Origin of the sequence: Parabacteroides sp. D25 (assembly GCF_000307475.1) — a bacterium.
GTDB classification, from domain to species: Bacteria; Bacteroidota; Bacteroidia; order Bacteroidales; family Tannerellaceae; genus Parabacteroides; species Parabacteroides distasonis.
Genome location: NZ_JH976506.1, coordinates 40,965 through 54,460 on the forward strand (window position 1 = coordinate 40,965; position 13,496 = coordinate 54,460).

Genomic DNA, 13,496 nt, shown 5'->3' on the forward strand with positions numbered 1-13,496 from the left:
CTCATAGATGTTATGCTGGACCTTGATAAACGATCGATTACGTATTTGCCGGGAGTAGGACCCAAGAAGGCGGATATCCTGCAAAAGGAAGCGGGGATATCGTCGTATGAGGACTTGCTCTTTTATTTTCCTTATAAATATATAGATCGCAGCCGGTTTTATAAAGTAGCTGAGATCAGTGGGAATATGCCTTATATCCAGTTGAAAGGCCAGATTCTCTATTTCGATACGCTAGGCGAGGGGCGGAGTAAACGGCTGGTCGGTAAGTTCTCGGATGGTACGGGCACGATCGATTTGGTCTGGTTCAAGGGCTTGAATTATGTGACAGATAAGTATCGTCCCAATACCGAGTATATAGTTTTCGGAAAGCCTACGGAGTTCGGGCATACCTATAACATACCGCATCCGGATATCGACTCAATGGAGCAAGCTGATCAAGTGGCGAATGGCTTGACTCCTTTCTATAATACCTCGGAGAAAATGAAGAAATCTTTCTTGAATTCCCGGGCGATCCAGAACCTGCAATATACGTTGTTAAGCTGGCTGAACTGGGAACTTCCAGAGACGCTTTCCCCCGACGTATTGAAACGGATCCATATGATGTCTATGACAGAGGCAATGCGGAATATCCATTTCCCGGAATCTGCCGCTAAGTTGCGTGACGCCCAGTTACGTTTGAAGTTTGACGAGCTTTTCTTCATACAATTAAATATATTACGTACCGCTAGCGTTCGGAAACTGAAGCTAAAAGGGATCGTTTTCCCTACGGTCGGCCATTATTTCAATACGTTCTATAAAGAGTATCTTCCTTTTGAGTTGACGAACGCCCAGAAACGGGTAGTCCGTGAGATCCGGATCGATATGGGTAGCGGGCGGCAGATGAATCGCCTGCTGCAAGGTGATGTGGGGAGTGGCAAGACTTTGGTAGGCTTATTGTCTATGCTATTGGCGATAGATAATCATTGCCAAGCTTGTATGATGGCTCCTACCGAGATATTGGCAACCCAGCATTATGCGACGATCATGGGATTCCTGAAAGATATGGACGTTAAGGTCGCTCTTTTGACCGGATCTACCAAGAAGAAAGAGCGGGATAAGATATTACCGGCTATTGCCAGCGGTGAGATCCAGATCGTGATCGGGACGCATGCGTTGATTGAGGAGACAGTGGTTTTCTCTTCGTTGGGATTAGCGATTATCGATGAGCAGCACCGTTTTGGTGTGGAGCAACGCTCACGCCTTTGGACGAAGAATGCGATCGTGCCGCATGTGTTGGTGATGACGGCTACCCCGATTCCCCGTACTTTGGCGATGACTTTGTATGGGGATCTGGATGTATCGGTGATCGATGAGTTACCTCCGGGACGTAAACCGATACAAACGCTTCATCGCTATGATAATAAAAAGGCGCAATTGTATGAGTTCCTTCGGAAAGAGATACAAAAGGGGCGTCAGGTTTATGTGGTATATCCGTTGATTGAAGGAAATGAGAAACTGGATTATAAAGACTTGGAGGCCGGTTTTGAGACGTTCAAGGAGGTTTTCCCTGAATATAAGGTATGTATGGTACATGGCCGTATGAAAGCGGCGGATAAGGATACCGAGATGCAGAAGTTTATCTCCGGCGAGGCGCAAATCTTGATGGCTACTACGGTTATAGAGGTTGGCGTGAACGTGCCGAACGCATCCGTCATGGTGATCGAGAGTGCTGAACGTTTCGGCCTCTCTCAACTTCATCAGCTTCGTGGCCGGGTAGGACGTGGTGCTGAACAATCCTATTGTATCTTGGTCTCATCCTATAAACTAAGTAATGATACTCGTAAGCGATTGGAGATTATGGTGAACAGTACGAATGGCTTTGAGATCGCTGAGGCGGATCTCCGTCTCCGGGGACATGGAGATTTGGAAGGTACCCGACAAAGTGGCGAGGGGATAGACCTTAAAATAGCGGACTTGGCGGCCGATGGACAAATACTTCAGTATGCGCGGGATATCGCTCAAGGAGTTCTTGACGAAGACCCCGAATTATTGTCCGAACAGCACCGGATATTGAGCGAAAGGCTCAAAACTCTGTTCACAAGGAAGATAAATTGGGGAATGATTAGCTAATATGTTGTGAAACATATTGTTCTGTAAGTCTTTGATATTTAGCTTGTTTATTCGCTTGTTTTGCTTTTATTCAAAGTCATTGCAGAAATTTTTCGTTAATCAATTTTGTCGGCTTATTCAAATTTCCGAACTTTGACAAGTTGACAATCAGGCAGAGATGTCGGGTATTGCCGTTTTATCCTGAATTATAAGAATGAAAGTTATCAAAAAATGAGTATAAGGACATTTCTATTCATTTGTTGTGCCGCTGTGATGGTATCGACTGCTAATGCGGAGAACCCGGTGAAACCGGAAACTCCGGAGACTCCCAATCATCCAACCCACAAACTTATGGACAAGCGTGTATCTGAGTTAATGGCTGACCGTGTTGGCTTTAAGAAAGATATGGCTTTGAAGGAGCTTGCGGAGATTAATGAAAAAGCGGAGTTGGAGGCGAGAGAGAACTTGATGTTCCCTGCCGATGAATTATATGGCGAATGGACAAATGAATGGGTGAATCCTTTCCGGGGTAAAAAGGTAGATATGCCGGATTCTTGCGTGATTGATTGTTCGGCGTTTGTTTTGCCGATCGATACGATGATCCGGGTTACCTCTAAGTATGGCCCTCGCCGGCGTCGGATGCATAAAGGGGTTGATTTAAAGGTACAGATCGGTGATACAATCCGTGCGGCTTTCGATGGTAAGGTACGTATTAAGAATTTCGAGCGCAGAGGGTATGGCTATTATTTAGTGGTTCGTCATCCGAATGGTTTGGAGACTGTATATGGCCATTTATCTAAATTTTTGGTTGGTGTAAATGATATCGTTCATGCGGGAGACCCGATCGCCTTGGGGGGGAATACAGGACGTTCTACCGGTTCTCACTTGCATTTCGAGACTCGTTTCTTAGGTCAGGCTCTTAATCCTGCCGATATTATTGATTTCGAGAGTTGTGCGCCTCACCAAGATCAATATGTATTTCATAATGTAAAGATCAATGGACGCAAGAGTAATATTTATACATCCTCAAATGAGCAAATGGTTTATCATCGTGTAAAATCCGGTGACACATTAGGCAAGATCGCTCGTATGTATGGTACAACTGTGAATGAGCTTTGCCGCTTAAATGGATTGAAAGGTACTTCCATGCTGCGTATCGGCCAGTCCATTCGTTGTAGTGCCGGTGTGGAAACCGCGGCTAAAGCGACTCCAAAAGCTCAAACTCAAAAGAAATCGACTGCTTCCGTATCTTCTAAGAAAATCACGGTACAGGCAAGTTCTTCCGCTACCGCTTCTTTAGGAGAAGACACGAATACAATGAATGATGTGGAGGCTACTTCGGTTTATCATCGTATTAAATCCGGTGATACGCTTGGCGCTATCGCTAAAAGATACGGTACTTCTGTTAGTAAACTCTGCGAATTGAACGGTATCACAAAGACTACCGTGTTGCGTTTAGGACGCTCATTACGCTGTTCATAACGATATATAAGATGTAAGGAAACGAAAAGGAGCCGCTTATAAAGTGGCTCCTTTTTGTTGTAACCTCTTTTCATTTATCTTATTAGCTTTTGTTGTCTTGAATTTTCGAGAACATCTACGTCTTTTTTCCTATATTCGCGGGTATAATCTAGGATAGTATGCCAAATACAAAGGAACAATTCGAGCAAGTGATCTCCCTGTGCCGGGAGTTGTTCGAGAAGAAGTTGAAAGATTACGGGCCGTCGTGGAGGATCATGCGCCCCCAGTCGGTTACCGATCAGATATTTATCAAGGCGAACCGTATCCGTAGCTTGGAGATCAAGGGGACGAGCATGGTGGACGAGGGAATCCGTCCGGAGTTTATCGCTATCGTTAATTATGGTGTGATCGGCTTGGTCCAATTGGCGTTGGGATTTGCGGATACGACCGATATCACGATAGAGAAAGCCTTGGAATTATACGATAAATACATTGCGGAGACGAAGGAACTGATGTACGCCAAGAATCATGATTATGATGAGGCGTGGCGCAGCATGCGTATCAGCTCGTATACGGATCTTATTTTGATGAAGATTTATCGGACTAAGCAAATCGAGAGTCATGGAGGCAAGACGCTCGTTTCTGAGGGAGTGGACGCCAACTACATGGATATGATTAATTATGCCCTCTTCGGTTTGATCAAGCTGGAGTTTGGTGAGGAGTGAGCTACATGGAATATAAGGAAACCGTAAAGAAAGTGATCGCAGAGGTCTGCCGCCTGTTACTGGGAGTAGTCTTTATCTTCTCCGGGACGGTGAAGGCTGTCGATCCCATGGGAGGAGCCATTAAGATTGGCGACTATCTGACTTCCTTTGGGCTGGATAAGCTGCAACCTTTTACGGTATTGATCTCCTTCAACTTGTCCGCTCTGGAATTCATGCTGGGTGTCTGTATGCTATTAGGGGTGTACCGGCGGTATACGACCTTCTTGACCTTGCTGATGATGTCTTTCATGACGCCGCTGACGCTGTATCTGGCGATCTTCAATCCCGTATCGGATTGCGGTTGCTTCGGGGATGCCTTGGTGATCAGTAATTGGCAGACCTTCTATAAGAATGTCGTACTTTTGGCCGCCGCTATTTACGTGTTCATCCATAATCAGCGGCTTTTACAAGGCTATACCTACCATGTCTACTGGTTCGTGGCTTTGTGGTCATATGTCTTCGCTATCGGTTTCGCTTACCGGAATTATAATCATTTGCCGATCTTGGATTTCCGTCCCTATAAGTTGGGTGCGAATATCCCTGCCTTGATGTCGATACCGGAAGGTGCGCCCGAGGATGAATATGCGTATTCTTTTATTTACGAGAGGGATGGCGTACAGAAAGAATTTTCTTTGGAGAACGCTCCGGCCGATGATAGCACGTGGACTTTCGTGGATTCAAAGACCAAGCTGATCAAACAAGGATACGTTCCCCCCGTTACCACATTTCATATTTATAATGAGAATGACGCAGACGTGACTGATGAGTTGCTGAACGACCCGAAAGGTCTCTTTCTTTTGATCGCCCCCCGTCTGGAGAATGCGGATGATGAGCGTATTGACGAGATCAACAATGTATACGATTACGCCTTGGAGAACGGTTTGGGCTTTTATTGCGTGACGGGTTCTTCCGCCGAGGCTATCGCTACATGGAGTGATAATACCGGTGCCGAGTATCCGTTTCTTATGGCCGATGATGTCCTTTTGAAAACGATCATCCGCTCCAACCCGGGATTGGTCTTGCTGAAGAAAGGTACGATCTTGATGAAGTGGCATTACAACGATATTCCACAGGAAGAAGACCTGAAAACGATCGTAAACGGCTATCTGGAAGGAAATACCGACTGGAAAGCGAAAGAAGATGCCCGGCTAATAACCAACCTATTAAGTTTTACCGTACCTTTGTTGCTGGTTTGGGGATACGATGCCTTGCGCAATCGCCGTCGCCGGAAAGGAAAAGAATCTGAATAGAGATTTATTTGTATTACATATTTAAATTATTAAGTTATGAGAAAGAATATTGTTGCAGGAAACTGGAAAATGAACACTACTCTTGCTGAAGGTCTTGCTTTGGCTAAAGGTTTGGACGAGGCTTTGAAGGGTAAGACTCCGAATTGCGATGTGATCATCGGTACTCCGTTCACTCACTTGGCAAGCGTTGCTGCCGCTATCGATACAAACAAGATCGGTGTTGCCGCTGAGAACTGCGCTGACAAGGAAAAAGGTGCTTATACAGGTGAGGTTTCTGCCGCTATGGTAGCTTCTACTGGTGCGAAATATGTGATCTTAGGCCACTCTGAGAGACGTGCTTATTATCATGAGACTCCGGAAATCTTGAAGACGAAGGTTGAGTTGGCTTTGGCTAACGGTTTGACTCCGATCTTCTGCATCGGTGAGGTTTTGGAAGAGAGAGAAGCCGGTAAGCACTTCGAGGTAGTAGACGCTCAGATCGCTGGTTCTTTGTTCGACCTTTCCGCTGAGGATTTCGGTAAGATCATCTTGGCTTACGAGCCGGTATGGGCTATCGGCACGGGTAAGACTGCTTCCGCTGAGCAAGCTGAGGAGATCCACGCTCACATCCGCGCTACTTTGGCCGCTAAATATGGCAATGAGGTAGCTGATAACTGCACGATCCTTTACGGTGGTAGCTGTAACGCCGGTAACGCTAAGGAATTGTTCGCTAAACCGAACGTAGACGGTGGTTTGATCGGTGGCGCTTCTTTGGCCGTTGACAAATTCATGCCGATTATCGAGGCTTTTTAATTAATTCATAATAAGAAGGTATCTTTCCCCTCAATGAATGGGGAAAGATACTCTTTTTAATATTCTATCTATGAAAAGAATTCCTTGTATCTTATTGCTATTTGCCTTTTTGATGGCCGGTACTTCATCTTTATTCGCTCAGACGGCGTTGGAAGGTGAGCGTTCGACCATATTCGATGCGTTGCAGAGATCCGGTTTGGGAAAAGGCGAGGTCGTTATCAATCAATCCGCCGCTATCTGCGAGATGGTGGGTGAGCGTATGCGTGGAGCGAACGTGGAGACGACAGATAGCCTTACCTTCTTGAAGGTACAAGGGTATCGTACGCAGGTATTTTCCGGTAACAACCAACGGGTCTCGAAAGACGAGGCTTTTCGTAAGGAGAAGGAGATCAAGGAGCTTTTTCCCGAGGTCCCGACCTATGTCACTTACAACGCCCCGTTCTGGAAATTGCGTGTAGGGGATTTCCGCTCACATGAGGAGGCTTATCATATGATGCGCCTGTTGATGGGCGCTTTCCCGAAATACGGAAAGGAAATGTATATCGTACGAGAAGAGATAAAAATTCCCCTAAATTAAAGATGATGTCAGAAGTAAACGAAGAGACGCTATGTGCCCGGGAAGCTTTGGCCGGCCATTATAAGGAAGTATTGGGTTTGCTGGGTGAGGACGTGGAGCGTGAGGGTCTGCTTAAAACGCCGGAACGTGTAGCGAAAGCGATGCAGTTTTTAACCAAGGGATACCATGAGGATCCGGAGGCGGTACTCCGTTCCGCCATGTTTCAGGAAGAGGATTACAAACAGATGGTTATCGTGAAAGATATCGATTTCTTCTCCCTTTGTGAGCATCATATGTTGCCTTTCTTTGGCAAGGCCCACGTGGCTTATATCCCCAAGAAATATATTACGGGCTTAAGCAAGATCCCTAGGGTAGTGGATATCTTCGCCCGCCGCCTCCAGATACAGGAGCGTATGACGATGCAGATCAAGGATTGCATCCAGAGGACCTTGGACCCGTTGGGCGTGATGGTCGTGATCGAGGCGCAGCATATGTGTATGCAGATGCGTGGCGTGGAGAAACAAAATTCCTTGACGACTACCTCTGATTTCACAGGCTTTTTCCAACAAGCTAAGACGCGCGAGGAGTTTATGAATCTGATCAAGCATAACCGCTGATGACTTAATACAAGTCGGCATGCGTACCAGTATCGGTCATGATCAAGACCAGTTCGGTATCGTTTTGTTGCCATATTAAGAGCCAGTCGCTTTTAATATGGCATTCCCATAGGCCCTCAAATTTACCGCTTAGTTTATGGGGGCGATATTGGTTGGGGAGCGTACCGGTTTCTTGAAGAATATCGATAACCCTTTGAAGTAGATGAAGTTCTAATCCCCTTTTCTTACACGTTTTAAGATCTTTCTTAAAATTCGTGGTGTATTCCAATCGGTACATGGGTCAACCAAGGATTTGTTGAAACATATCTTCTGCGTTTTTCGCTTTGTGTGTTCTTCCGGCCTTGATATCCTCCAGTCCCTTCTCTATACCGGACTTCTTCCTGCCGATATTCCAACCGAATTTCTTGGCCAGTTCTTTGAGCAAGGCCATGTCTACCTCCGGTAAGGTAATTTCTACTTTCTTGACTGTCACTTCCATATCTTGGGTTGTTTATAGATTGTATGTGACAAAAATACGTTTTTTTATTGAATTGATAATCATCTTTGAGAGATTTCGAGAAAGACGATCGAAGGATATGACAATCTGTTAGGATTGACAATTTGTAATCGGAAGTCTCGGAGAATCGGTTTTTCCGGGCTAAGGTACGTCTTGTGCTTGAATTTGAAAAAATAAATCAGCAATCGGTTCATTGATAGAGCAATGCCGAAAAATAGCCTTTTGTTCTAGCGAAAATAATTCATCGTAATTCATATCCGATGGAGCAAAAGGAGGGAAAAACGGTGTTACGATAGGGCTATAAGGAGGTAAGAATGCTCATTCACGACTACTTACAATCCTATTTGCGACTGCTTATAATGCCCAATGGCACTACTGGCGTTGCTTAATGCGACCGTATGTGTAGGCTTTTGTCGCCTAATGTGTATCGAAAACGGTCTTTTTCATTGGAAAAGCACTGTTTATTGTTATCTCCCTTCCTTTATCTTGTGATTCCTGTGAAAATGAGAGGTCATGGAAAAGCTCTAATACTACTCAAAAAGACAGAAAAGTCTCTTCGTGGATGACCTTATGGAAATGAGAATTTTGCTTGATCAACAGCTAGAAAAAGCCTTTAGAAGTGAATAACTAATCACTTCCAAAGCCGTTAGTTATTCACTGGGTATACTCGTTAGTTATTCACTCGACAAGCCGCAAGTTATTCACTTCAGAAGGCAAAAGTAGGAGATTTTACCTTTCATCCCCCGGATACTTCCGTTGGTCACAATAATTTGATTGGATATTCCTGCTGATGTAATTTTGATATAAAAACGACATGAGCAGGAATCTTTTTATAATAGTTCTATTGATAATTACCCCTTTTTGTGGTTGGGGACAGGTCGATACGATAGCGGACCAGAAGTTACAGGAGGTGGTGATAATGGCTAAGCTCCCTACGGTAGAGATGAAATCGGGGAAGATGACTTATAGGCTGGATGCCTCTATCACCCAAAGCCAAGGGAATGTCTACGACGTGTTGACCAGTTTGCCGGGAGTCGTGATACAAAATGATGGCACTATTTTCTTGAATGGTCAAAACGGAGCGAATATCTTGATGGATGGTAAGCCGACCTATTTATCGGGGCAAGATCTTGTCAACCTCTTAAAATCGACTCCTGCCTCCATTACGGATAAGATTGATTTGATTACGCATCCCTCGGCACGTTACGACGCTAGTGGAAACTCCGGTATTATCGATATACGTACGAAGAAGATATTGCGAAGGGGAATGAACCTTTCGGTAAACGGTAGTTATGACCAAGGTAAATATGGAGAGGGTTTCGCTTCTACTACCCTGAATCTGCGAACGAATAAGCTCAACTTCTATCTCTCTTATTCCTATTCCCGGAAGAATGATTACGATGATCTGTATGTGGAGAGAAACTATCTGGAAGGTTGGCGGCCGGAAGGGGAGACCGGGCAGATGACGCAATCTTCCTATCGAACTTGGAAGAATACATCAAACTATTATCGTTTCGGGATCGATTATCAAATGTCGGATAAGACTACGATCGGGTTTTCGACGGATGGTAATCTGGCGGGTAACAAGGTTGAGGGAGATATGAACTCATCCATTCCTAAGCGATCTCCGCAAACCGGAGGTTCGCTTCGCACCTTGAACGATCAGAATCGTTCACAGGATAATTTTACGGCTGTTTTAAGTTTAACACATACCTTTAACTCTGATGGTGGGGTCTTGGATGCCTCTATGGATTACTTGCGTTATCGATACGAGGAAGACCAATATTTGAATAGCCAAGATACCTTGTTTGGGGATATGGATGGAGGAATCCATTTATACTCCGGACAAGCGAATCTGGTGTGGCCTTTCTCGAAATCCTTCACGTTCCATGCGGGCGCCAAGACCTCTTTCGTCTCTATCAATAATAACGCTGATTATAATCGGCTACAAGGCGACTCTTGGCAGTCGGACCATGACTTGAGTTGTGATTTTCAGTATGACGAGAATATAAACGCAGGCTATATACAGCTTGACGCCAAATTCTCTTCGGTAAGTCTGGAGGCAGGTCTTCGTCTGGAGAATACCCGTATAGAGGGCGAACAGTCGGGTAACGCTTATCAAAGAGACTCCTCCTTTACCAATCATTATACACATTTATTCCCAACGCTTTCTGTTCAGTATGCCTTGAGGAATGGGAATAGTCTGTCGCTTACTTATGGCAAACGGATTGTCCGTCCGAATTACCGGGACCTGAATCCGTTTGTATATATCCACGATGAGTATACGTATGATAAAGGTAACACCTTATTACGCCCGGAATTATCCGATAATCTGGAACTGGCCTATATACATGGCGATTTATTCCGGGTGGGGCTTGCTTTCAATTATACGAAGGATGTAATTATCAAGAGCTATTTGGATCAAGGGAACTATGTCGTTTATGTCTCACCGGAAAATCTCTCTTCCCGCGTCAGCGTAGGTCCCCGGCTCAGTACCTCCCAATTACCGCTAACCTCATTTTGGAACGTGAACGTCAGCGCATCCTTGATCTATAACCGGTATCGTTTACCGGAGAATTATCAAGTAAAGGTGAATAAGAGATGGACACCGAATATCGGGATCTCGAATCAGTTTAACTTTGCCCGGACTTGGAGCGCTGAACTTATCGGTTTCTATAATGGGAAAATGGCGGCGGGACAAGCTACGATCTATCCGTTATGGCAAATAAATGCCGGTATCCAGAAGAAGATATGGAAAGGTCGGGGAACGATCCAGTTATTCGCACGGGATATTTTCCATTCGAATGTATCGAGAATGAGCGTGATGACTCCCACCCAGCACGCTTTTATAAAAGAGCGGATGAACCGGACGGTAGTCGGTATTTCATTGACCTATCGTATAAATCGTGGTTTGGAGGTGAAAGAATCTCGCCGGAAGCATAGTGTAGATGAAAGTAAAAGAATAAATTTGTGAAACCTCTAGACAAATGGTTTATGAAAAAGATATATAAGTGGGTATATGCCATGATTTTTGCGGTCTCTTTGTATTCTTGTATCCGCTGGGTAACGGATTATACGAAAGAAGGACACTATTGGACACAGTCCTTGGGGAATAGTATCTTAGAAATCGTGATCCTTGCTTTTGTCTCTTATTTGTTTTTTATTTATTTCAGATGGCAGATCGAGAAGAGCCGAAGAGCGAAAGAACCGAATAGATGGAAATTTGTTTGGAGATCGTATGGAATGCCTTTCTTATTGATTATATTGGGTGTGAATGCTACGTTGGCAATAACCCGTATATTTACCGGTGATGCTTTCCATATGGACGATATAATAATCGCGAACGTGATAGGGTGTTTGTTTGCGTTTATGGTCTATAATGTTCAGCGAGCTCAAGTATTGGATAAAGATTACGCCGAGCAGCGTATCCAACTGGAAAAGATCAAGAATGATCAATTACAGACGGAATTGAAGTTCTTGAAATCCCAATATCATCCTCACTTCTTGTTTAATGCGCTCAATACCGTTTATTTCCAGATTGATGAAAGTAACAAGGCGCCTCGTCGCACGTTAGAGATGATATCCGAACTCTTGCGTTACCAACTGTATGGCGGTAATCAGAAGGTCAGTATCCTACAAGAAATTGATTATTTGAAAACTTATATAGCTTTGCGTAAGCTTCGTATGAGTGAACGCCTGCGGTTGCGTGTAGAGTTTCCGCCCGAATTGAATGAACTGAATATTTATCCGTTACTCTTCCTCCCGTTGGTAGAGAACGCTTTTAAATACGTAGGTGGCGATTATCAATTGGATATTATCATGAAATGGGAAAATAACCGGATCAGTTTGTTTATACGAAACTCCATCCCCGAGCTTTCAGCGGAGGACGAAGCGTTGCGTAAATCGGTGGATAAACGGCAACGTAAAGGCATCGGTCTGGTAAATTTACGCCGCCGATTATCTTTGTTGTATCCCAATAAGCACCGTTTGGAAACCCGGAAAGAAGAGACTGAGTTCGTAGCGGAATTAATGATTGAAATAGAAGATATATGACAATAACCTGCGTGATAACAGATGATGAGCCGATGGCCCGTAAAGGATTGCAATCGTATGTGGAGCGAGTGGATTTTCTCTCCTTGACCGGTGTATGTGAGGACGCTATCCAATTAAATACCCTGTTGAAAACTCAGCAGCCGGATTTACTTTTGTTAGATATCGAGATGCCTTATCTTTCCGGTTTGGATTTATTGGCGACCTTAAACCAGCCTCCCAAAGTGATCGTTACTTCCGCTTATGAGCAATATGCCTTGAAAGGGTATGAGCTGGATGTCGTGGATTATTTGCTGAAGCCTATTTCCTTTGAGCGTTTCTTAAAAGGCGTGAATAAGGTGCACGACCTGTTGGCTCGGGAGAATACGCCGGATGCGGATGCCTCGTTCTTCGTGAAAAGCGAGAAGCAAATGCGTAAGATCTACCTAAGAGATATCTTATTTGTAGAGGCGTTGGAAAATTATGTTAGTATCTATACTACTTCCGGTAGAGTATTGACCCATTCAACCTTGAAGCGGATCGGGGAATCCCTACCCGATGATCAATTTCTCCAAACGCATAAATCGTATATAATTAATGCGGATCGTGTCGATTTGGTAGAAGGGAATAGATTACGTATCGAATCCTATCAAATCCCGATCGCCCGTAATCTCAGAGATGTTGTATTTAAGCGTATCCTTAAGAATACGTTGTAATTACCAATTTATTGTATTTATACGAATTTCGTTCTTCAGGCGTTTTTGTAGTAAACTAAATACGGTAAGTTATGAAGATCAAAAGTTGTGCATGGTTGGTTTGTCTTATTTTGTGTTTGCCTATAATGATGAAGGCGCAGGTTCTGAAAATAGAGAATGGTATGGCTTTCTCTTCTTTGGTGAATGAAGGTGAGGACCTTTTTGATAAGTCTTTGTCATCGTATCAAATGTCTATAGGATTGGATTGTTTGGATCAGGGTTGGTATGCATTGTCAAGTAATGTGGGTTACTTACGTAAAGGTGGAAGTTTTGATTTCTATGAGGCTACAGATCCGGGACTCAATATGCTGAAGAGGAATATGAAATACATGTTTGATTATATCACCTTGAATACTACTTTTCGAGTAAAGACTCTTTCGGATAGTGGTTGGAATTTCTACGCAGGCGTCGGACCTCGTGTTGATGTAAATGTGAAGCGTCATATTTCTTTAGGCGATATGGATTCTTTGTTTCCCGAGCAGACAGCTCCTGCCGTGAACCGGATTATTGTCGGATTAAAATGTGAGACCGGCGTTAATTATAATTTCGATCGTTATTTGTTGGGACTAAACGTCAGTTATCTTCCGAGTTTTATAAAGCCTAATAAAGACTTCATTGCCCATGATCGAACCTTCACGGTTGGGATTTTACTCGGATATAGGTTATAAAGCGATAGAGACGCGGCATA

General features: G+C 44.2%; 13 protein-coding genes. 11 read left to right on the top strand and 2 right to left on the bottom strand.

The annotated features are described in order from the left end of the window. Positions 1-12 precede the first annotated feature (12 nt). The 7 genes from recG to folE all read left to right on the top strand — a co-directional run bounded on the left by recG (position 13) and on the right by folE (position 7,528). Positions 13-2,109, top strand: coding sequence for an ATP-dependent DNA helicase RecG (gene recG / locus HMPREF0999_RS16330; protein ID WP_008773973.1), 2,097 nt, complete (start codon positions 13-15; stop codon positions 2,107-2,109). Positions 2,110-2,319: 210 nt separating this feature from the next. After that, a complete protein-coding gene (locus HMPREF0999_RS16335; RefSeq protein WP_009276405.1) occupies positions 2,320-3,570 on the top strand; it encodes a M23 family metallopeptidase in 1,251 nt (416 codons plus the stop codon). Positions 3,571-3,728: 158 nt separating this feature from the next. After that, positions 3,729-4,274, top strand: coding sequence for a DUF1599 domain-containing protein (locus HMPREF0999_RS16340; RefSeq protein ID WP_005860977.1), 546 nt, complete (start codon positions 3,729-3,731; stop codon positions 4,272-4,274). Between the two features lie 5 nt (positions 4,275-4,279). Further along, the gene (locus HMPREF0999_RS16345) at positions 4,280-5,563 is read left to right on the top strand and encodes a BT_3928 family protein (RefSeq protein WP_005860979.1); all 1,284 of its coding nucleotides are present in this window, start codon (positions 4,280-4,282) and stop codon (positions 5,561-5,563) included. 36 nt (positions 5,564-5,599) lie between these two features. Continuing rightward, complete coding sequence (tpiA, locus tag HMPREF0999_RS16350) at positions 5,600-6,355, top strand: triose-phosphate isomerase (RefSeq protein ID WP_005860982.1); 756 nt, start codon at positions 5,600-5,602, stop codon at positions 6,353-6,355. A gap of 70 nt (positions 6,356-6,425) precedes the next feature. Beyond that, positions 6,426-6,932, top strand: a complete 507-nt coding sequence (locus tag HMPREF0999_RS16355; protein ID WP_009276406.1) for a cell division protein — start codon at positions 6,426-6,428, stop codon at positions 6,930-6,932. A 5-nt stretch (positions 6,933-6,937) separates the two neighbouring features. Then, positions 6,938-7,528 (top strand): GTP cyclohydrolase I FolE, encoded by a 591-nt coding sequence (gene folE, locus HMPREF0999_RS16360; RefSeq protein WP_010185314.1) that lies wholly within the window; start codon positions 6,938-6,940, stop codon positions 7,526-7,528. Positions 7,529-7,532: 4 nt separating this feature from the next. Here folE and HMPREF0999_RS16365 read toward each other — a convergent pair whose 3' ends face one another. Then, the gene (locus tag HMPREF0999_RS16365) at positions 7,533-7,805 is read right to left on the bottom strand and encodes a type II toxin-antitoxin system YafQ family toxin (RefSeq protein WP_005860988.1); all 273 of its coding nucleotides are present in this window, start codon (positions 7,803-7,805) and stop codon (positions 7,533-7,535) included. A gap of 3 nt (positions 7,806-7,808) precedes the next feature. Then, a complete protein-coding gene (locus HMPREF0999_RS16370) occupies positions 7,809-8,006 on the bottom strand; it encodes a hypothetical protein (protein ID WP_005860990.1) in 198 nt (65 codons plus the stop codon). Positions 8,007-8,838: 832 nt separating this feature from the next. On the opposite strand from HMPREF0999_RS16370, the gene HMPREF0999_RS16375 reads away from it, so the two are divergent. The 4 genes from HMPREF0999_RS16375 (at position 8,839) to HMPREF0999_RS16390 (ending at position 13,476) form a co-directional block, all read left to right on the top strand. Next, complete coding sequence (locus HMPREF0999_RS16375; protein WP_009276407.1) at positions 8,839-10,998, top strand: outer membrane beta-barrel protein; 2,160 nt, start codon at positions 8,839-8,841, stop codon at positions 10,996-10,998. Between the two features lie 20 nt (positions 10,999-11,018). Continuing rightward, positions 11,019-12,077 carry a sensor histidine kinase gene (locus HMPREF0999_RS16380; protein WP_009276408.1) on the top strand — a complete coding sequence of 353 codons (1,059 nt, stop codon included), beginning with the start codon at positions 11,019-11,021 and terminating at the stop codon, positions 12,075-12,077. Continuing rightward, positions 12,074-12,769, top strand: coding sequence for a LytR/AlgR family response regulator transcription factor (locus HMPREF0999_RS16385; protein ID WP_005866589.1), 696 nt, complete (start codon positions 12,074-12,076; stop codon positions 12,767-12,769). Before HMPREF0999_RS16380 ends, HMPREF0999_RS16385 begins: the two co-directional genes overlap by 4 nt. A gap of 71 nt (positions 12,770-12,840) precedes the next feature. Beyond that, a complete protein-coding gene (locus tag HMPREF0999_RS16390) occupies positions 12,841-13,476 on the top strand; it encodes an outer membrane beta-barrel protein (protein WP_009276409.1) in 636 nt (211 codons plus the stop codon). The last annotated feature ends 20 nt before the right edge of the window (positions 13,477-13,496 follow it).